The sequence below is a fragment of the Geosporobacter subterraneus DSM 17957 genome, assembly GCF_900142145.1.
Taxonomy (GTDB): Bacteria; Bacillota; Clostridia; order Peptostreptococcales; family Thermotaleaceae; genus Geosporobacter; species Geosporobacter subterraneus.
Genome location: NZ_FQZV01000003.1, coordinates 126,209 through 144,963, shown reverse-complemented (window position 1 = coordinate 144,963; position 18,755 = coordinate 126,209). Strand labels below are relative to the sequence as shown.

Genomic DNA, 18,755 nt, shown 5'->3' with positions numbered 1-18,755 from the left:
TGAAAGGAAAATTCTGAAATATAATCAAAAAAATAAGTTTGCATGTCTACAAACTTATTGTTCTTAAGATATAATTGATTTTTTATAATCGATGCTGGAATCCAGCATTTCCTTTGCATGCTTTAAGGTTAAATCCGTAATCTTTGTACCGCCCAATAATCTTCCTAATTCTGAAATACGTTCCTTTTTCTGAAGCTCTCGAACACTGGTTAGTGTTTGATCCTCCTTAGAAATCTTTTCGATATAAAAATGTGTATCGGCCATTCGTGCAATTTGTGGAAGATGAGTAATACACAATATCTGGTGGGTCTGTGATATATTAGCCAGTTTTTCACCAACAATATTTGCAGTACGTCCACTAATTCCTGTATCAATCTCATCAAATATCAAAGTAGGAATATTATCATTTTTTGCTAAAATTGTTTTCAGTGCCAGCATGATTCTAGACATTTCTCCCCCAGAGGCTATTTTAGAGAGTGGTTTAAGGGGCTCCCCCGCATTGGCAGAAATCAAGAATTCAACCCGATCGATACCCTTTGCTGTCAATTGCACCTGTCCATGCTTATCGACGCTCTCAATAAAATCAATGCGAAAGGCTGCTTTCTCCATATTGAGGCTGACTAATTCTTCTGTGATTCTCTTCTCTAATATTTTCCCGATCTTCATCCTATTTTTTCTAAGAGAAAGAGATAAATCCATTAGCTCCTTTTGCAAAACTTGGATTTGCTGGTTTAGTTCAGCTGCAATGGCCTCACTATTCCTGATTTCCTCCAGTTCCTCAAAGATGATTTGACGATAGGAAAGAATTTCTTCGATATCCTTTCCATACTTTCGCTTTAGGCTATTGATTTGATCCAGCCTTTTTTCTACCTGTTCTAGGGCCTGGGGATCAAACTCAATATGATCGCGATAGCTGCGAATATCTCTTGATACATCTTCAATCTTATATTGACATTCCTGTAATACTAAAAATATATTTGCAATGTGCTTATCTAAGTCTTTAAAATGCTCTATTTCACTGACTATATTCCCAATGCCATCCAATACAGAGTGATATTCCTCTGCACCATTGTAGAGAATTTCGTAAGCCTTGGCCATTGTGTGATGAATTTTTTCACTATTAGCTAACAGCAATTGTTCAGCCGTTAATTGCTCTACTTCGTCCTTCCTAAGCTTTGCCTGATCAATTTCATTGATCTGAAAGGAAAGTAAATCAACCTTACGTTCCCGTTCCAAATCATTGCCGCATAGATTTTTCAATTTTTCATTTAATTTCCTTAAAATGTAATATTTTTCCGCAATACGTTTTCTTAAGGGGATAATTTCCTGATCACCAAAGGAATCAAGTATTTCAATATGATTTTCTGGGTAGAGTAAGGATTGATGTTCATGTTGTCCGTGAATATCAATAAGATACTTACTAACCTCTTTGAGGGTAGACAAAGTCACGGCCCGGTCATTTATTCTGCAGACACTTCTGCCGTTGCTATAGATTTCCCGGGTCAAAATCAGTGTATCACAATCCTCCAGTTCGATATCCTGGTCGGCAAGGACCGACTTTAATTCCGGATTAGTGCACTGAAATAAAATTTGGATGGTTGCTTTGTCTGTACCTGTACGAATATAGTTTTTGTCAGCCCTTTCCCCGATAGCCATATTTACTGCATCAATAATGATGGATTTACCTGCACCGGTTTCCCCAGTTAAAATATTTAACCCCTCATTAAAACGCACGGTCAGTTTATCTATTAATGCAAAATTTTGTACAGCCAACTCTAAGAGCATTCCAAAACCTCCAGCCTTATCTCATTAATTTCTTAAACCTTTCTACCAATTCCCCTACCATTTCCGGATCCCTGGCTAAAATAAAGATCGTATCGTCTCCAGCGATTGTTCCAACCAATTCTTTGACATCAAGAGCATCGATGGCAGCACAGGCAGCATTGGCAGCACCGGAAAGTGTTTTTAATACGATGATATTACCGGCATAATCAATGGATAAAATAGAGTCCTTGAATATTTTGACCAATCTATCAGAGATAGCGCTTTCCTGCTGCTTCATAGAAGCATATTTATAACGCCCGTTTTTTGCCAATACCTTGATCAAACGCAACTCTTTAATATCTCTTGAAACCGTAGCCTGCGTCACGTTAATACCGCTTCTTTTCAGAAACTCCGCCAATTCCTCCTGAGTTTCGATCTCGTTGTTTTCGATGATCTCTAATATTTTGGCATGCCTGGAATACTTCATAAATAACCTCCTAACCGATTTTACTTTCCTCTAGGGCTGTCCTTAGAGAGCCATAAAGAGGAAAAAAACTTATCATGCTAACATTTATTACACTATTCTACATATTTCTATCGATTCCTTTAATACGGAAAAATTTTTTTATGTAGATTTCTAAATATTACCAGGATCAACATTTTTACAGGGAGCGATGGGCTTGTTCAACAATCTTTTGCAGCTCCTCTTCCGGCATGTGCTGATTATCGTCAGGAGCTTGATTTAAAAAGTATGACAAGTATTCAATATTTCCCTCAGGACCCTTAATAGGAGAAAAGGAAATGCCTTTTATCTGGAGACCTAGGTTGATTGCAAAATTCACAACCTGCCGAATGACCTCAAGATGTACATGTTTATCCCTTACAACCCCTTTTTTACCCACCTTTTCTCTTCCTGCTTCAAATTGGGGCTTAATCAGCGCTACGATTTCTCCACCGCTGCGTATGAGCCCTTTAACCACTGGAAGAACCAGTCTTAAGGAAATAAAGGACACATCAATGGAGGCAAAGTCAATTTCCTCTTGAAATACATCCTTTGAAACATGACGAATATTGGTTCTCTCCATTGACACAACCCGTTCATCCTGCCGCAGCTCCCAGGCAAGCTGACCGTAGCCCACATCAATTGCATACACCTTTTTTGCACCATTTTTCAGCATGCAGTCAGTAAAGCCTCCTGTAGAAGCGCCGATGTCCATAGCTGTCTTATCCTGCAAAACGAGCTGAAAACTTTGAATAGCTTTTTCCAGTTTGAGTCCGCCTCTGCTCACATAAGGCATCGCATTTCCCTTTACCATGATATTACTATCCTTATTTACTTTTGTACCGGACTTGTCTACACGGTGCTGATCTACAAAAACAAGACCTGCCATAATAGAAGTTCTTGCTTTCTCGCGACTATCGAAAAAACCCTTCTCAACCAATAATACATCTATTCTTTCTTTTTCTCCCATAAAAACAACTCCTATTTGCCTAACAGTTTTCTAATACAGCTTATTAGTCCCTCTACATTTAAGCCATACTGCTCCATTAACTCCTCAACATCCCCATGCTCAATAAAGGCTTCGGGGAGTCCCAGGTTTCTTATCTGTTTTTCTTTTATATCCTGTTTACGGTTAAATAAATTTAACACCAATGAGCCAAAACCTCCGGTAACTACGTGATCCTCCAAGGTTATAATATGTTCGATCCCCTCACAGGCTTGCAATAGGGTTTCTTGATCCAGCGGTTTAATTGCCCGGGCATTGACTACCTTGCAGTGGATGTCCTGAGAACGAAGTGCTTCAGCAGCATCATAGGCTGTACGTACCATGTTGCCTATGGCAATAATGCATAGATCATTACCCTCTGTCAATATTTCCGCCTTCAGCGGATTGACTTCCGGGTCTACAGTTATGGTAGCAAAGTTATCACTTTCGCCTCTGGGGTATCGAATGGCAATGGGACCCTGGTAAGCAGCAGCAAAGGAAAGCATACGCTCAAATTCTTTTCCGTCCTTTGGCGCCAATAACGTCATATTGGGTATGTGGGAAAGGAAGGAAATATCAAAAACCCCATGATGGGTTTCTCCGTCATTTCCTACCAGACCACTGCGGTCGATACAAAATACCACCGGCAGATTCTGCAGGCATATATCGTGAACAATCTGATCATAGGCCCGCTGGAGGAATGTAGAGTAAACGGGAAAAAATGGCCTCATTCCATTGAGGGCCAGACCTGCTGCAAAGGTTACTGCATGCTGTTCCGCAATACCTACATCAAAAAAACGGCGTGGATATGTTTTTGCAAATTCATTGAGTCCTGTACCGGAAGGCATGGCTGCAGTAATGGCCACTATAGACGGATCATTCTTTGCCAGATCCACCAGGCTTTTGCCAAAAACAGCCGAATAGCTGGGACGGCCGCTGCCCGAAGGAACTACGCTGCCGGTTTCAATATCAAAGGGAGAAATTCCGTGAAATTTATCGGGGTTTTCTTCTGCGTAGGAATATCCTTTACCCTTTTTCGTCAATACATGAATCAATACAGGTCCCTTAATATTTTTTGCTCTTTTAAATACCATTTTTAATTCCTTGATAGTATGTCCATCTACCGGACCCAGATAGGTGAAGCCAAGTTCCTCAAAAAGAATCCCTGGAACCAAAAAATATTTGATACTATCCTTTGCCTTTTCTGCTGTTTTAAAAACAGCTTTACCAATGGCAGGAATTTTTGTCAGCAGACTTTCTACATCTACCTTCATCTTAAAGTAGGCAGGATCTGTACGCAATCTATTCAGATAGCTGGACAAACCTCCTACATTTTGTGAAATAGACATTTCATTATCATTTAAGATTACAATAAAATTGGTATTAGAATGTCCTGCATGATTTAAAGCTTCAAAGGCCATTCCCCCTGTCAATGCACCATCACCGATAATAGAGATCACAGAATAATCTCCTCCCTGTAAATCTCTAGCACAAGCCATGCCGTAGCCAGCAGATATAGATGTGCTGCTGTGCCCTGTATCGATGATATCATGCTCACTTTCGGAGCGTTTGGGAAAGCCGCTTAAACCTTTGTATTTTCTAAGGGTATGAAACAAATGCTTACGACCTGTCAGGATCTTATGTACGTAGGCTTGATGCCCTACATCCCAGATCATCTTATCCTTAGGGCTGTCAAAAACACTATGGAGGGCCAGTGTCATCTCTACCACTCCCAGATTTGAAGCAAGATGACCACCGGTTTTAGAAATATGCTCTATTAAAAAGGAACGAATTTCATCAGCTAACAGATGTAATTCCTGATCACTTAGTTTTTTCACATCCGATACGGAAGAGATACTTGAAAGATAACTGGTCAATGGATTCATCTCCCTTTCCTGCTATTTTTTGGAAGAAACAAACTAAAGCCTAGATGCTTATGCAGATGATGTAAAATCACACCTACAAAAAGTACGATTTCTCTGGATTTTCTCAAAGCAATTTCTTTTCCGATTGCCTTACCGCCTACAGTCAGCGAGGCTACAAAGCCGCTTAAAAGTATGCTTAAGGAAGGCAAATTGACCTGATAGAGGCTGCGGATTTGCAGTATAATGATTGCAGCAGCTGCACCGCTTATAATTCCACAGATATCTCCAATTACGTCATTGCAAAAATTTGATACAGGCCCCGCATTCCGAACCAGCTTTACGGCATAATTGGCTCCAAGAAGCTTGTTTGAGGCCATAGAATGAAAGGGCTTCTCCCGAGAAGAAGCGACTGCGATGCCAATTAAATCAAAAACGATACCAATAACGATAATAAAAATCAAAACGATAAATGCAATCATCAGGCCAGTATTGCGCAACAGGGTTTCCGAAATAAAACTCATTCCCGTACCTAAAAAAAAGGTCCATATAGTTATGAGTATTACCCATTTTGTATTGGATAATCTTTTCTTTGTCTTTTGCGTTTTCTTTTTTTTAACGGCTTCTTTTCTCGAATCACTTTCCATATTACCATTACACCTCTTTATATTGTAGGAAATACATGTCAATCCATGTAAAAATTTCATAGATTTAGGACTATAGAATAGCTGATGGAAGACCATCAGCTAATTAGGTTTGCTATAAACAATGGGTGGTGGCCTACTGAGTAAATCTTGCGGCTTAGGTCTAGTTGGCTTTCCCAAACGGCTACTGGTCTGTCGCCAAATCAGCGGTTTCCCTTCAATTCCGTTTTTACCCTGTCGCCAAAGGTAAGACTAGATTACCACTTAGTCCGCACTGTAATCCTCAGTATGCCTCGATTAGAACAGTCTAGGAGATTTCCTCTACAGTCACACCGGGCCTTAGCCTCTTTTGCAGCATAGGTTTCGAATAGCAGTAATAAGACTGCCATGGGCCCTTTCAGCAATCATATCTGAAACCTATTATCCACCATATCCCACTCAAGGCAGGCTACGCTGCATGCAGCCCGAAGTTGCACCGAACCGCTCTGCAGGTTTATCCTATTAGCACAATGAACTTGGCTGATAGGTCTCCACGGAGAGAGGGTCATCGCCCACATGCCATTGTGGATCGCCCCCTGTTCCTTACTCCCAGCATCGACCCCCGACTGGGCGTCAGCAGCCGATACCAGGAACTTCATCGATGTGCCCTTCGACGGATTTTTAGCCCCGCCCTCAGAACCGGTAGCACCGACTAGAATACTGCACCACCCATAAAAGCAAATATCATTATAACATATGTCTTTTGATATATCAAATCATCAGGTTGGCAATTACAATACCCAATATAGCCCCGGCAAAAACTTCAAAAGGGGTATGTCCAATCAATTCCTTTAGCCGCTGCTCTCCTATAGGTTTATGATGTTGACGGTCTTCAATCATTTTATTTAAAATGATAGCCTGTTTTCCAACTGCTCTTCTCACTCCTGAAGCGTCGTACATCACAATCAGGGCGAAGGATAGAGCAATAGCGTATTCCATAGAATTCCATCCACTCTTTAGGCCTACAGCTGTAGATAAGCCCATAACAAGGGATGAATGGGAACTGGGCATACCGCCGGAGCCCACAAATCTATATAAATTTAGTCTTTTTTCCTTAATCAGTGTAAATACTACCTTCAATGTCTGTGCAATAAACCATGATACAATGGTAACATTTAATACATCGTTTTTCCCTATTGCCTGATAAAAAGTCACTTCTTTTCCTCCTAAATCAATATTCCCGCTTGACGAGATAATGAGCCATATCCATAAAGAATTGAGCTTTTTCTCCATAGTGTTCAATGGCTGCAAGACCTTTTTGAAACAGATCATTTACCCTTTCAAAAGAGTGATTCAAGCCATGAAATGCAGGATATGTGGCTTTTTGATTCTCCTGATCGCTTCCTACCTTTTTACCTAGCTTTTTTTCATCACCGATGATATCTAGAATATCGTCGGTGATTTGAAAACCTAAACCTATATTTTCTGCGTAGCTTGTCAAATGCTTCAATGTTTCTGGTTCTGTGCCGGCCAAGATAGCTCCTGATCTAATGGCAGCGATAAATAATGCGCCTGTTTTATAGTTATGAATAAAATCTAAGGTAATGCTATCAATCTGCTTTTTTTCACTATCAAGATCTACAACTTGCCCGCCAATCATCCCATAAACCCCAGATGCCCTTGCGATTTCGTACATGGCTGCAGTTGCATTTTGGCTTTGGGAAGGATGCTGGAGTATAGACTGGAGCATTAACTCGTAGGCATAATTTAGCAATCCATCTCCTGCCAATATAGCTATACCTTCGCCAAAAACCTTGTGATTGGTCAGCTTTCCTCTACGATAATCGTCATTGTCCATTGCAGGAAGATCATCATGTATCAGTGAGTAGGTGTGGATCATCTCTATGGCACAGGCAAAGGGTAGAACCCTTTCCGTCTCTCCACCTGCAAATTCGCAGGCTGCCAGCATCAGAATGGGCCGTAACCTTTTGCCCCCAGCAAACACACTATATCGCATGGCCTCGAATATATTATTTTGAGGAGAAGGCTCCTTTGGAAGATATTTGTCCAGGGCTTCATCTATTATCTGCTGCTTTACTTTTAATGTCGTCTGAAAATCCATGTTCATCCCCCTTACTCTGCAATCTCTTTGAGTATAAACTTCCCTTCATCTGCCTTTGTCAAGATACTGATTTTTTGTTCCGCATGATCCAATACATGGTTGCAGTGTCTATATAAAAGAATTGCTTCCTCGTAGAGCTTTAAGGTTTCTTCTAGGGTCAGCTTACCTGCTTCCAAGGCGGAAACAATTTCCTCTAAGCGAAGAACCGATGTTTCAAAGCTTTCATTTTCATTATTTTTTAGTTCCGTATTCATTTAAAAAACCTTCCCCCTTTTGGATCTGGTCTACAGTACAGGCCACAGAACCATCACTCAACATAATATTTATATTGTCTCCTAGCTGGACCTCTTCTACCGAAACCAATGCCCTGTTCTTTTGCCCATCCATGGTGATAGAATAGCCACGGCGAAGTATTGCCAAGGGATTTAAGGCTTCCAGCTTGTATGCAGCGGCTTCTAATACCCTTCTTTTATCCTGCTGAATATCCTGAAGGTTATCCTGTAAATCTTCAAAAATAGTATCCAGCAACTGATGACGATCCTGTATGCTTCTGAGCACCATCTGGTGCAATCGTTCTGGATCAAAGGATTGGAGCTTGTTTCGTTTATTATACAACACATATTGCAAATTCTTTTGAATTCTGCTGTACAGCATGTCCATTCTGCTCTTGACTTCTATGATGTTAGGAACGGCCAATTCTGCCGCTGCCGAAGGTGTTGGCGCTCTCAGGTCTGCCACAAAGTCTGCAATGGTAAAATCCGTCTCATGGCCAACCGCTGAAATCACAGGAATCTGCGATGAAAAAATACTTCTCGCTACAACCTCTTCATTAAAGGCCCAAAGCTCTTCGATGGAACCTCCGCCCCTTCCTACAATAATGGTATCAATCCCATCTATTTGATTCAGATGCTCTAATGCTTCTGCAATTTGACAGCCAGCACCCTCTCCCTGAACCAGCACGGGATACAGAAGGATTTCAACATAGGAATTTCTTCGCTTGATTACTGATAAAATATCCTGTATTGCAGCACCGGTTGGAGATGTAACCACAGCAATTCTCTTTGGAAAAGAGGGAATTCTTCTTTTACGGTCTAAGCGAAAGAGTCCTTCCTGCTCCAGCTTTTCCTTTAATTGTTCAAAGGCGATATACAAGGCTCCTACCCCTTCCGGTTCCATCTCATGGATATAGAGCTGGTACTGACCGTCTCTTTCAAAGACTGATACATAGCCCTTTACAATGACATTTAAGCCGTTATAGGGTTCAAATTTGATCTTCATACAGTTTTCTCTAAACATAACACAGTTGATTTTGCTGGTCTCATCCTTTAAAGAAAAATAAAGGTGACCGCTGCCATGATTTTTAAAATTGGATATCTCACCACGAAGATAGATTTGATTCAAAATAGGATCCATGGTTAACAGTTTTTTTAAGTAACGGTTTAGCTCTGATACAGTGAGGGTTCTTAATCGCATGGTGCTGCCTCCTTTCCTATGGTTGAGCCAAATACTTCTTTAACCCTAAAAAAGCAGTACCAACTGCGTGATCAGTGCAATATTCAGGCTTACCAAAATAATATCGGATTTTTTTTTCATTCTGATTTTCTATCAAAAATTTTTTAACCACTTGACTTGAGGCAACACCACCCATCATGAGTACATCTTGCAGGTTATACTGCTTGCAGCAGTGGGCGATGGCTTTTTCTAAGGACCTGGCTACGCAGACCAGCAATGCCTTTGCATAGGAGTCATTGTATTCCTGCTGTTCCCCTATCATGCGCAAAACCTTGGTTTCGACACCAGAAAAATTGATCCATCCATTTTTGACAGAGACTGGCAGCTGAAGGCTTGTTCCTTCTTTAAGAAGTGCTGCGGCATCCATATGCCTGCCTGCTGGGAAAGGTAGTCCCATGGCAACACCAATTCTGTCGATCAGCTGACCTGCACTTATATCTGCAGTTCCTCCCACAATCAATGTATCATAGCCTACAGGTCGGGGTTGTACATAAAGAATTTCTGTAGTACCTCCGGAGATATGCACAGCCAGAAAGGGACGGTTAAAATTTATCTGAATGGACCATAGGGCTGCCTCCAAATGATTTTCCTGATGACTTGTCCTATAACAGGGAACGCCCAATAAACTGGCAATGGTCTCACCATAGGAAGTACCGGCAAGAAAAACCGGCATATAAGAATCTTCTACGGGCCTTGGCTTGCTGCTGAAAGAAACGCCATGAATAGGATAGATTTTATAATGTGCCTTTAACTCCTTAAATAAGGATGGCATATTCTTTACATGCTGAAAAAGGGCATCTGATTGTCTTAATCCCCTTTCCCCTATTTTTACATCTAAAAGGATACGTTCTTGATAAATAAGAGATCCTTCAAGATCGACTATAGCTGCAGAAGTAGTGTAGTTGCTTGTATCTAAGCCTAAAATACAGCCTTTTATCATTATTCTTGAGTCCCTACGATATTGCCCAGAACACCGTTTACAAAGCTTCCCGATTCATCTGTGCTATAGTTTTTAGCCATTTCTACTGCCTCATTAATAGAAACGCTGTGGGGAATGTCCTCAACATAAAGGATTTCAACCACTGCCAAACGGAGGATAGACAAATCTACCTTTGCGATTCTATCTATCTTCCAATCTTTAGCATGGCGGGCGATGACCTCATCGACCTCCTGCTGATGCTGCATATATTTATAGAGCACATCTCTTATGTAATCATGATCCTTTGGTTCATCAGGATACTCTTCGATGGCCCTTTCGATAGCCTCTTTTGAAACATCGCGCTGTATTTCCATTTGATAAATCAGCTTCATGGCTGTTTCTCTTGCTAATTTTCTACTCATGCTTATCCTCCTAAAATTCACTGTCTGTAAAAGCTTCTAAAGATATTTTGTCTAAAAAGCAGATATGTATGTAGCCCTATTTCAAAGTGCCTGGCGGGAGAATCCTATCCAGCAGTTCCCATATGTTTTCTTTTTTGTCCACTTTATTTCCAAAAAAATATCCGATATAAACACAGATGGAAATAAATATGGTTTTGATAAACCCTAAGGTAATGACCAGAATGCTGACCAACAAACCTAAGAAAACGCCGATAATCTTTCCATAATGCTTAAGTAAAACTTCAAGGATCTGTTCTTTGCTCATCATGATCCTCCTCGTATCTATTCTACTCTACCTTTACTCACGGTTGAGATGTCTTGAATGGTTACCTTAACCTCTTGAACGGAGATCCCTGTAAATTCTTCAATATAGTCTTTGATAGATTGCTGGGCCTTTACAGTAGCCTCTGGAATATTGGTATCACTGACAGCCAAGCCTAGAATTTCAATGACAACCCCTTCCGCTACCTGGTGGACAGATGCCCGGATTTCCCGAAGGCCGGGGATCGTTTTTGCTGCCTTTTGAGCCATACCTTCCAAGGTGTTAAGTGTAATCTTCACCTCGCCAAAGGCGGTATGCCGCACCACGGCGTGCTGTCTTGACCGATTTGACCAAAGGCCGGAGACTAGAAAGCGAATGCTGACACCTAAGAAAAAAAGTGGAAATAGAATGTTCTGCCAGTTGCCTCGAAGATTCTCCAATAATACCCTTGTCCACTCATAAGCTGGCCGATAAAAGGGTACAGCCAACAACAGGATAGAAAGCACTCCAATGGAAAAGCTGTACAATGCAAGAATAATTCGATCCAATAATTTCATCTTTTGTTCTCCTCTCCTTAAACATTGAAAGTAACCCCCTGAGGCTTCAGAGGGTTACTTTTGATGGTGGTTATTTTACTCTATGAGGAAACTCTTCTTCTTTATTGTCTTTGTCAATGTTGACTCCCTGAATGTGAATATTCACTTCAACAACCTTCAGTCCCGTCATTGTTTCAATAGCTTTTTTCACACTCTCTTGGATTTGCCAGGATACATCCGGTATCTTTGCACCATATTCAACAATGATGAATAAATCTACTGCTGCCTCTCTCTCACCAACCTCTACTTTAACACCTTTAGAGAGATTTTTTCTGCCAAGGATCTCGGCAATCCCACCAGCCAAGCCGCCGCTCATCCCCGCAACACCCGGCACCTCAGTAGCTGCGAGACCAGCAATAATCCCAACGACCTCATCTGCAATTTTTATTTGACCATAATCTGGACTATCTATATGATTATCCAACAATGACACCCCCTGCTAATATGTAGCGATCTCTAAAGAATATTATACCAAAATCTATTTTCATTTACAAATCTATCTAAAATTTATTTAGTACTTTAACATTATCAATGGGCACATTGGTTTCTCTTAAAACAATATCCAGTATTTTTGCCATATCAGAATCTGTTAGCTTTTCAATCTCAACAATCACATTCACTGAATTATCCGTAATGAATACCAGTGCATCCTCAAAACCCTTTGCTTTAATTAGGTTTTCAATAATTTTTTCCTTGTTCATGGTGTCGATCAGTTTCATTTTTGCATCGCCGGCAGCTTTCCGGTTGGTTTCATCCGTCATCTGATTATTGATGATTTCATTTAATAAAGAAATCATTTTTTCCCGCTCAATACCGGTATTGAGACGAGCTTCTATAAAATAATTGACTCGTTTAATATTTTTTTGCTGCATGATATTGCTTTGGATCGTAGCAGCAGTCTCTTGAACCACTTCCTTGACTGCATTGCCCGAGCTATCCACCACCGCTGTTTCCTCATCCCCGGCACTGCCCTGATCTAAAACGGGAAAAGCCATTTCCTCGCTGTTGTTTTCCTCAAGGGCTGTATCACCGCTCATAACTTCTTCCAGATCAATTTCAGCCAGCTTATTGACTTCATATTTTTCAAACTCCGTAGAGGTTTCCAATAGAGAGTATTTATTAATAGCGTAGTTAAGATAACTGATAAAGCATAATACCAAAACCAGTGAACCAATCAAAGCGTTTCTCCTTTTTATTTTGAACATGAAAGCTCCCCCCTAATCAACTTTTTTCTCGTAAACCATAACTTTATGTGCCGGTATCTGGAATATGGTTTTAACAGCTTCAATCAGTTCTGTTTTTACCATAATATCTCCCGCACCCTCAGCTACTACTACTACCCCTCGAATCTGCGGTTTGATTTCTTTGATGACCATAAGTCCTGTGCTGCCTGTACTGCTGTTGGTTACAATATTTTGTGTCAACTCCTCCTGAGTTGTGGTTCTGGTGCCGCCCTGAGCATCTTTTTCCTGGGTTTGCTGCTGGGATTTGGTGGTGTTGGAGGCGGGTACTACCTCTACGCTGCTTTCATAGGTTACCATTACCTCTACTTGACCGACGCCCTTAATGTGACTCAATATATTTTTCAATTGTGTTTCCAGGCTGTCTCTATAGTTTTCTACCGAGAAGTTTTCACCCTGCTGTACTTGCTTTGCCGCGGTTCCCATTTGATTTCCCTTCAAATCCCCAGGGAAAAATGTATCCCATGTAATCAGCGCAATCACACAAATGATGACAATAGCAATCAAGTTATATATCATTTTTTTATGCCCCATTTTCTGGAGCAGTTCATTAAACTTTTCGTTGATTTTCATTATCCTCCAACCTTTCTCCTAGTTTTTTGATTCTACTTGTTCTATGCTGATGGAACGGGGATCGATTTCGTATAAGGATGCAAGCTCTGATTTTAATTTGTATGATAATCCCGCATCCAAAGCTGCTGCTTTGACCGTCTCTCCCCCCTTACCGATCTCTATGAATATATTTGAAACAGGTTTGATTTCTGTTGAAGATGCTGGGAGATTCTTCTGAAGGGCTATTATTAAATGGATGTTTTTCAGCTTGCCAAAATCCTTATGGGATTTGTCTCCTTCAATCTCTACATCCATTGAAATTACCTGAAGGTCATTTTCTCGTTCTATTTTTGTGCGCACATGATTTTCAATCTTCGATTTATACAGGGCTACTAGCTGCTGATCCTGTTCTACCTGTAGCCGTTCCAAATCGTAGGATAGGGTTTTTTGATCCATGACTGATGAGGTTTTAAAGATTTCTTCCTCCAGATTGATTTTTCCGGCAGCCAGCTCCAGCAGAGGATTTAAAACTACCAGCATGACCAAAAGACCTATAATCATTTTGATATATTTTTTCATATCGCTGTTGGGGAGGAGAATCTCTAGAAAAGTAATAAAAATAATCACCGTCACAATGTTTAAGACCCAGGTTCTCAAAAATGCCATCATATCCTTCACCTACCTCATCATTAGCGTTAGATTGCCCGCGCCAACGATAACAGTAACCGCCATAAAGAACATGACAGCAACTGATAATACAGTGGCAAAGATCAGTACCAAAGAACCGCTCATATCATTTAGACAGCTTACCAACTGACTATCGGTAATCGGCTCTATGATCGCTGCAGCAATCTTATAAATTACGATTAAGGAGAATATTTTCAAAAGGGGCATCAGCACAATAAAAGCCAGGGCAAATAGCCCAAGAGCACCAATCGCATTTTTTAACAACAGGGAGCAGCCTACGATAGCATCCACCGCTTCAGAAATAAACCCTCCTACCACCGGTATAAACCGATCCACTGCAAACTTGGCTGTACGAATTGTCACGCCATCGGTAGTAGAGGCAGCTACACCCTGAATGGTAATGATGCCGATAAAAACTGTCAGCGTAAAGCCCAATAAAACTACACAGGCTTGCTTTAACAAGGATGCCAGCTTTGAAACATGGATTCTTGAGGATAAATTATTTACTATAGATAATATGGCAGAGAAAAATATGATCGGCATAACAATATCCTTCATCAGGGTACTGATGGTACTAACTGCGGCAATAATAACGGGTTGAAACAAAGCCGATGAGGTAATCCCCCCCATAGCCATCAGTAGTGTCAGCAACAGAGGCAGCAGAGCCTGCATAAACAACACCATATCATTGATCACTGCGATTCCCACTGCAGTGGCAATGGAAAAACTCTGTATGGCGATGGCGATGATCACCAGATAGCACACCATATAAGCCAGCTTTCCTACAGCGTTGCTTTCAAAGGCATTGGAAAGATTGGACAGGAAAGCACAGATGATAGCTAGGACAATGAGCCGAATTAAGAGCATGGAGTTGGCAACAATCTCCTTAAACAGATATTTAAACAACCCATTTAAGGTATCCCTTAGGGTTAAACTGCTTTCGCCACGGATCAGTGAACGTATCCCTTCCCGTAAATCGATCTTTGGAAAATAGTTTTCTGTCTCTCCATTGATTTGATTGATAATCCTTTCCAAATCTCCCGTATTCATATTTTGCAGCTGACCCAGAATCATATCTTCCGTAATAAGATTTCCATTATCTTGATCCATCCCATAAGCACTGATACTCATAAAGAGCATAAATATAAAAATCAAAGATAGGCGTTTCACTTTTATCACATCCTAGGGCATTAATCTTACGATCAAATTCAATAATGCTACCAGAATCGGAATGGCCAGCACCATAATAAGAATCTTGCCGGCAAATTCGATTTTGGACGCGATGGCACCCTCACCTGCATCTCTGCAAACCTGAGCACCGAATTCTGAAACGTATGCAATTCCCACTATTTTAAAAATAGTGGTGATATAGACCAAATCAATATCAATCTTGCTGGCTACCATGTTTAATACTTCCAGCACAACGGTCAGCCTGGTTGCAATGAAAATAAATATGATTACTCCGGTAGCGATGCTGATTTGCACCGCAATTTCCGGTTTTTGATGCTTTAAAACAATTGCCAGTATGGTGGCTACTAGGCCGATGCCAACAATTCTAAATATCTCCATAACGTACCACACCTTTTATGTATTAATAAAGCTGAAACATTGTCTTAACAGTATTAAACAAATTACTGATTAGGTTGATTACCATTAATAGTACAACAACCAGGCCGGCTAATGTCGTCATCATAGCCTGTTCCTCTCTGCCGGAGCGGGTGAGTACTAAATTAAGCACAGCTACCAATATCCCCACAGCAGCAATTTTAAAGATTAGATCCACATTGACATTCATTGACAATCCCCCTTAAAAGATCTTGATGCTTATATTTATTTAAATAAAAACAATCACAATGGCCAATCCAGCTAGAATACCAAGACTTCTGCACATCTTTTCATTCTTGCTGCGCTCTTCCTCTGCGAATAGCTGCTGCTTTTGCAGTTCTAAGGTAACCATATGAAAGTTTTTCTTCTGATTATCCTTATCCGATGTGCCAAGCTGTTTCCCAAAATCCATCAAAACCTCCTGATCAATATCTTGAAGCGGGCCATGGGCAGCATGCTTCTCTACTGCATTGTTCCATGCCTCTGACAGGCTGAGACCCTTTCTGCTGTAAAGACATTGAGCGGTATCGAGAAAAATCCCCGATACAGAGGGATGACTTCTCTCTCCCGCCCTTTTCATGGCTTCGGGCAGTGGGTTGGAGGAATATAGCACTTCTGTTTCCAACAGCTGTATTCCATGAAGAATATGGCGCAGCTGCTGTACTCTGTGATTGTAGCGGGATGCATAAATATATCCGATGGAGGAGGTAGCGATGAGAATAACTAATGAAAAAACAACTTTAATCACCAATAAATTCACCCTCCCTTACCGCAGCGTACTTGTATATCGGTTCCTGTCGGGAACCATCCAATATTGCCTGTATGGTACCTACCCTTGGCAGATTGGAAAGCAATATGATCCTTTCGAAAACACCCATTTCCAAAATTCCTCTCAGATATGGACGCTTTCTGATTTCCTCTAAGCTGCTTCCGTGGACAGTGGTCAACAACTTGATCCCCGCATGAAGGGCTTCTTCTACTGCATTGACATCCTCGTGCTTCCCTACTTCATCGGTGGCGATGACCTGGGGTGACATGGAACGAATCAGCATCATGATGCCATCTGCCTTTGGACAGGCGTCCAATACATCAGTACGAATACCGACGTCATTTTGCGGTATGCCCTGATATGAACCGCAGATTTCAGAACGTTCATCTACTACCCCTACCTTCAATCCTTGAAAATTCAGGGATTCCATACCGTTGCTAACATTGCGGATGATATCCCTCAAAAGCGTGGTTTTCCCGCACTGAGGCGGAGAAACAATCAAGGTATGGTAGACTTGACGGGTTCCTTGTACAAGGTATTTCATGATAGGATCCGAAACTCCCAGTTTTTGCTTAGAGATACGTATATTTAAACCGGATATTTCTTTCATGGTCCTGATGCTTGAGCCATTGAGTACTACTCTGCCACTAAGACCTACCCGATGACCACCCTTGATGGTAATAAAACCGTTTCGTATTTCCTCTTCTAATGCATACACAGAGTAATCCGTTAGAAGGTGAAAGGCCTTTTCGATATCTTCTTTTTTCACCTGATAAGCACCGGCGGGATGGGATAAAGGCATGCCCCGTCCATCGATATAATAATCGCGGTTCCGCATGGATACACATAAAGGCCGTTCTCCACGCAAACGTATCTCTTCCACCGCATCCGCATATTCCGGTGGAAATTGCTCAAAAATTCCCCGCAAGTGGATGGGCAGGATATCCAGCACTTCTTTGCGGAGTTGTTTATGCTCTCTTCTGCTTACAAAATTCTTATCTTTCGCATGATTCATAACCTGTCCCTCCTTTATATCATTAATATTTAGAAAAGCCCAATATTATGCTTAAAATTTCAGGACAAAAAACAAAAAACCTGATACGTGGGTATCAGGTTTTTTTATAAACTAACTATTCGTGGTGATGGTGTCCGCAGCAGCCGTGATCATGATCACTGTCGCAGCAGTCTTCTATATAAATCTTTTCATGGCAGTTAGGGCAAATCACTTCATTGTCTTCTTCGTCATATACTAAATCTTCGTCAAGATAAATGACTTCCTGACAATTTGGACACTTTACCTCAACAAAGTCAATATCTTCATCTTCTTCCTCATCTTCGTCTTCCTCTAACTCACCAAAAACTTCATCCTCAACATCAGCCAAATCTTCGTCTAAGGTTTCAACATACTCATCTAGATCTGTAACCTCTTCCTTGAGCTCATCGATTGCATCTGCAAAGTCCTCAAGGATATCGATGATGTTTAATAGAAGCTTACCTTCTTTTGATTCATCACTTACTTCCATACCTTCTGCCAGGCCCCTTAAATAGGCTACTCTCTCATACAGATAATTCATTACGAAACCCTCCTTTGTATTAAATATACTCTACTAGTATTGCCTAAGCTCTTGATAAATACTCACCAGTTCTCGTATCTATTTTAATTCTGTCGCCTTCATTAATGAAGATCGGAACATGAATCGTAGCACCGGTTTCAACCGTTGCGGGCTTCGTTACATTCGTCGCAGTATCTCCTTTAACCCCTGGCTCTGTATAGGTTACCAGAAGCTCAACAAAGTTTGGCGGATCTACTTGAAATGCCTTACCTTTAAAGAACTTCACTGTAGCAGTATCATTTTCTCTAAGATAGATAATGGCATCTTCAACTTGCTCTTGTGTCAATGGGATTTGTTCGAAGGTCTCATTATCCATGAAGTAGTATAAATCACCATCATTGTACAAATACTGCATGCTCTTTGTTTCGATATGGGCCTTTGGAAACTTGTCATTTGGGTTAAAAGCTTCCTCACGAATAGATCCAGTAGTTACGCTTTTATACTTCGTTCTTACGAAAGCTGCTCCCTTACCAGGTTTAACGTGTTGGAAATCAACTACAACAAAAGGTTCACCATTTATTTCAAATGTAACACCTTTCCTAAAATCTGAAGCTGAAATCATGTATATCCCTCCATATATTAATAAATTGAATTTATATATCTACCGATTCTATAGTTGTGTGCCTAAGAAATTTAGCATCCCGCGGAACGGCACAGAGACCATTCACTACATACATCTC

24 protein-coding genes are annotated in these 18,755 nt (G+C 40.9%); all 24 read right to left on the bottom strand.

What is annotated here, in order from left to right; translation table 11 throughout:
* Positions 1-63: 63 nt before the first annotated feature.
* On the bottom strand, positions 64-1,785 hold the full coding sequence (gene recN / locus BUB56_RS00775; protein ID WP_110939471.1) for a DNA repair protein RecN: 1,722 nt from the start codon (positions 1,783-1,785) through the stop codon (positions 64-66).
* 16 nt (positions 1,786-1,801) lie between these two features.
* The gene (locus tag BUB56_RS00770; protein WP_110939470.1) at positions 1,802-2,251 is read right to left on the bottom strand and encodes an arginine repressor; all 450 of its coding nucleotides are present in this window, start codon (positions 2,249-2,251) and stop codon (positions 1,802-1,804) included.
* Positions 2,252-2,426: 175 nt separating this feature from the next.
* Entirely contained in the window at positions 2,427-3,236 is an 810-nt protein-coding gene (locus BUB56_RS00765; protein WP_110939469.1) for a TlyA family RNA methyltransferase, read from the bottom strand.
* An 11-nt stretch (positions 3,237-3,247) separates the two neighbouring features.
* The gene (gene dxs / locus BUB56_RS00760; RefSeq protein WP_456297981.1) at positions 3,248-5,128 is read right to left on the bottom strand and encodes a 1-deoxy-D-xylulose-5-phosphate synthase; all 1,881 of its coding nucleotides are present in this window, start codon (positions 5,126-5,128) and stop codon (positions 3,248-3,250) included.
* A 5-nt stretch (positions 5,129-5,133) separates the two neighbouring features.
* The gene (locus BUB56_RS00755; protein WP_207650372.1) at positions 5,134-5,760 is read right to left on the bottom strand and encodes a hypothetical protein; all 627 of its coding nucleotides are present in this window, start codon (positions 5,758-5,760) and stop codon (positions 5,134-5,136) included.
* A gap of 747 nt (positions 5,761-6,507) precedes the next feature.
* The gene (locus BUB56_RS00750) at positions 6,508-6,951 is read right to left on the bottom strand and encodes a divergent PAP2 family protein (RefSeq protein ID WP_242946180.1); all 444 of its coding nucleotides are present in this window, start codon (positions 6,949-6,951) and stop codon (positions 6,508-6,510) included.
* 16 nt (positions 6,952-6,967) lie between these two features.
* On the bottom strand, positions 6,968-7,858 hold the full coding sequence (locus BUB56_RS00745) for a polyprenyl synthetase family protein (protein WP_110939466.1): 891 nt from the start codon (positions 7,856-7,858) through the stop codon (positions 6,968-6,970).
* Between the two features lie 11 nt (positions 7,859-7,869).
* A complete protein-coding gene (locus BUB56_RS00740; RefSeq protein ID WP_110939465.1) occupies positions 7,870-8,112 on the bottom strand; it encodes an exodeoxyribonuclease VII small subunit in 243 nt (80 codons plus the stop codon).
* On the bottom strand, positions 8,090-9,331 hold the full coding sequence (gene xseA, locus BUB56_RS00735; protein ID WP_110939464.1) for an exodeoxyribonuclease VII large subunit: 1,242 nt from the start codon (positions 9,329-9,331) through the stop codon (positions 8,090-8,092). The genes BUB56_RS00740 and xseA overlap by 23 nt, the downstream gene beginning before the upstream one ends.
* 16 nt (positions 9,332-9,347) lie before the next feature.
* A complete protein-coding gene (locus BUB56_RS00730; protein WP_110939463.1) occupies positions 9,348-10,310 on the bottom strand; it encodes a tRNA (adenosine(37)-N6)-threonylcarbamoyltransferase complex transferase subunit TsaD in 963 nt (320 codons plus the stop codon).
* Positions 10,310-10,711 (bottom strand): transcription antitermination factor NusB, encoded by a 402-nt coding sequence (gene nusB / locus BUB56_RS00725; RefSeq protein ID WP_110939462.1) that lies wholly within the window; start codon positions 10,709-10,711, stop codon positions 10,310-10,312. The genes BUB56_RS00730 and nusB overlap by 1 nt, the downstream gene beginning before the upstream one ends.
* 76 nt (positions 10,712-10,787) lie before the next feature.
* On the bottom strand, positions 10,788-11,015 hold the full coding sequence (locus BUB56_RS00720) for a DUF2273 domain-containing protein (protein ID WP_110939461.1): 228 nt from the start codon (positions 11,013-11,015) through the stop codon (positions 10,788-10,790).
* Positions 11,016-11,032: 17 nt separating this feature from the next.
* A complete protein-coding gene (gene amaP, locus BUB56_RS00715) occupies positions 11,033-11,569 on the bottom strand; it encodes an alkaline shock response membrane anchor protein AmaP (protein WP_110939460.1) in 537 nt (178 codons plus the stop codon).
* Between the two features lie 70 nt (positions 11,570-11,639).
* Entirely contained in the window at positions 11,640-12,032 is a 393-nt protein-coding gene (locus BUB56_RS00710; RefSeq protein WP_330392519.1) for an Asp23/Gls24 family envelope stress response protein, read from the bottom strand.
* Positions 12,033-12,108: 76 nt separating this feature from the next.
* Complete coding sequence (locus BUB56_RS00705; RefSeq protein ID WP_110939458.1) at positions 12,109-12,813, bottom strand: SpoIIIAH-like family protein; 705 nt, start codon at positions 12,811-12,813, stop codon at positions 12,109-12,111.
* Positions 12,814-12,825: 12 nt separating this feature from the next.
* The gene (gene spoIIIAG / locus BUB56_RS00700; protein WP_110939457.1) at positions 12,826-13,422 is read right to left on the bottom strand and encodes a stage III sporulation protein AG; all 597 of its coding nucleotides are present in this window, start codon (positions 13,420-13,422) and stop codon (positions 12,826-12,828) included.
* Positions 13,423-13,440: 18 nt separating this feature from the next.
* Positions 13,441-14,067, bottom strand: coding sequence for a stage III sporulation protein AF (gene spoIIIAF, locus BUB56_RS00695; RefSeq protein WP_190014008.1), 627 nt, complete (start codon positions 14,065-14,067; stop codon positions 13,441-13,443).
* Positions 14,068-14,079: 12 nt separating this feature from the next.
* Positions 14,080-15,258 carry a stage III sporulation protein AE gene (spoIIIAE, locus tag BUB56_RS00690; protein WP_110939455.1) on the bottom strand — a complete coding sequence of 393 codons (1,179 nt, stop codon included), beginning with the start codon at positions 15,256-15,258 and terminating at the stop codon, positions 14,080-14,082.
* 12 nt (positions 15,259-15,270) lie between these two features.
* Positions 15,271-15,657, bottom strand: a complete 387-nt coding sequence (gene spoIIIAD, locus BUB56_RS00685; RefSeq protein WP_110939454.1) for a stage III sporulation protein AD — start codon at positions 15,655-15,657, stop codon at positions 15,271-15,273.
* A 22-nt stretch (positions 15,658-15,679) separates the two neighbouring features.
* The gene (spoIIIAC, locus tag BUB56_RS00680) at positions 15,680-15,883 is read right to left on the bottom strand and encodes a stage III sporulation protein AC (RefSeq protein WP_069973715.1); all 204 of its coding nucleotides are present in this window, start codon (positions 15,881-15,883) and stop codon (positions 15,680-15,682) included.
* 39 nt (positions 15,884-15,922) lie between these two features.
* The gene (gene spoIIIAB / locus BUB56_RS00675) at positions 15,923-16,441 is read right to left on the bottom strand and encodes a stage III sporulation protein SpoIIIAB (protein WP_242946182.1); all 519 of its coding nucleotides are present in this window, start codon (positions 16,439-16,441) and stop codon (positions 15,923-15,925) included.
* Positions 16,434-17,477 (bottom strand): stage III sporulation protein AA, encoded by a 1,044-nt coding sequence (gene spoIIIAA / locus BUB56_RS00670; RefSeq protein ID WP_110939452.1) that lies wholly within the window; start codon positions 17,475-17,477, stop codon positions 16,434-16,436. The genes spoIIIAB and spoIIIAA overlap by 8 nt, the downstream gene beginning before the upstream one ends.
* Positions 17,478-17,592: 115 nt before the next feature.
* On the bottom strand, positions 17,593-18,036 hold the full coding sequence (locus BUB56_RS00665) for a CD1247 N-terminal domain-containing protein (protein WP_110939451.1): 444 nt from the start codon (positions 18,034-18,036) through the stop codon (positions 17,593-17,595).
* A 43-nt stretch (positions 18,037-18,079) separates the two neighbouring features.
* Positions 18,080-18,637 (bottom strand): elongation factor P, encoded by a 558-nt coding sequence (gene efp / locus BUB56_RS00660; protein ID WP_110939450.1) that lies wholly within the window; start codon positions 18,635-18,637, stop codon positions 18,080-18,082.
* Between the last annotated feature and the right edge of the window lie 118 nt (positions 18,638-18,755).

Excerpts from the sequence above, each read along its gene's own strand:
- recN (WP_110939471.1), bottom strand. The coding sequence starts at position 1,785 with ATGCTCTTAGAGTTGGCTGTACAAAATTTTGCATTAATAGATAAACTG.
- BUB56_RS00770 (WP_110939470.1), bottom strand. The coding sequence starts at position 2,251 with ATGAAGTATTCCAGGCATGCCAAAATATTAGAGATCATCGAAAACAAC.
- BUB56_RS00765 (WP_110939469.1), bottom strand. The coding sequence starts at position 3,236 with ATGGGAGAAAAAGAAAGAATAGATGTATTATTGGTTGAGAAGGGTTTT.
- BUB56_RS00755 (WP_207650372.1), bottom strand. The coding sequence starts at position 5,760 with ATGGAAAGTGATTCGAGAAAAGAAGCCGTTAAAAAAAAGAAAACGCAA.
- BUB56_RS00745 (WP_110939466.1), bottom strand. The coding sequence starts at position 7,858 with ATGGATTTTCAGACGACATTAAAAGTAAAGCAGCAGATAATAGATGAA.
- BUB56_RS00740 (WP_110939465.1), bottom strand. The coding sequence starts at position 8,112 with ATGAATACGGAACTAAAAAATAATGAAAATGAAAGCTTTGAAACATCG.
- xseA (WP_110939464.1), bottom strand. The coding sequence starts at position 9,331 with ATGCGATTAAGAACCCTCACTGTATCAGAGCTAAACCGTTACTTAAAA.
- BUB56_RS00730 (WP_110939463.1), bottom strand. The coding sequence starts at position 10,310 with ATGATAAAAGGCTGTATTTTAGGCTTAGATACAAGCAACTACACTACT.
- nusB (WP_110939462.1), bottom strand. The coding sequence starts at position 10,711 with ATGAGTAGAAAATTAGCAAGAGAAACAGCCATGAAGCTGATTTATCAA.
- BUB56_RS00720 (WP_110939461.1), bottom strand. The coding sequence starts at position 11,015 with ATGAGCAAAGAACAGATCCTTGAAGTTTTACTTAAGCATTATGGAAAG.
- amaP (WP_110939460.1), bottom strand. The coding sequence starts at position 11,569 with ATGAAATTATTGGATCGAATTATTCTTGCATTGTACAGCTTTTCCATT.
- BUB56_RS00705 (WP_110939458.1), bottom strand. The coding sequence starts at position 12,813 with ATGTTCAAAATAAAAAGGAGAAACGCTTTGATTGGTTCACTGGTTTTG.
- spoIIIAG (WP_110939457.1), bottom strand. The coding sequence starts at position 13,422 with ATGAAAATCAACGAAAAGTTTAATGAACTGCTCCAGAAAATGGGGCAT.
- spoIIIAF (WP_190014008.1), bottom strand. The coding sequence starts at position 14,067 with ATGGCATTTTTGAGAACCTGGGTCTTAAACATTGTGACGGTGATTATT.
- spoIIIAD (WP_110939454.1), bottom strand. The coding sequence starts at position 15,657 with ATGGAGATATTTAGAATTGTTGGCATCGGCCTAGTAGCCACCATACTG.
- spoIIIAC (WP_069973715.1), bottom strand. The coding sequence starts at position 15,883 with ATGAATGTCAATGTGGATCTAATCTTTAAAATTGCTGCTGTGGGGATA.
- spoIIIAA (WP_110939452.1), bottom strand. The coding sequence starts at position 17,477 with ATGAATCATGCGAAAGATAAGAATTTTGTAAGCAGAAGAGAGCATAAA.
- BUB56_RS00665 (WP_110939451.1), bottom strand. The coding sequence starts at position 18,036 with ATGAATTATCTGTATGAGAGAGTAGCCTATTTAAGGGGCCTGGCAGAA.
- efp (WP_110939450.1), bottom strand. The coding sequence starts at position 18,637 with ATGATTTCAGCTTCAGATTTTAGGAAAGGTGTTACATTTGAAATAAAT.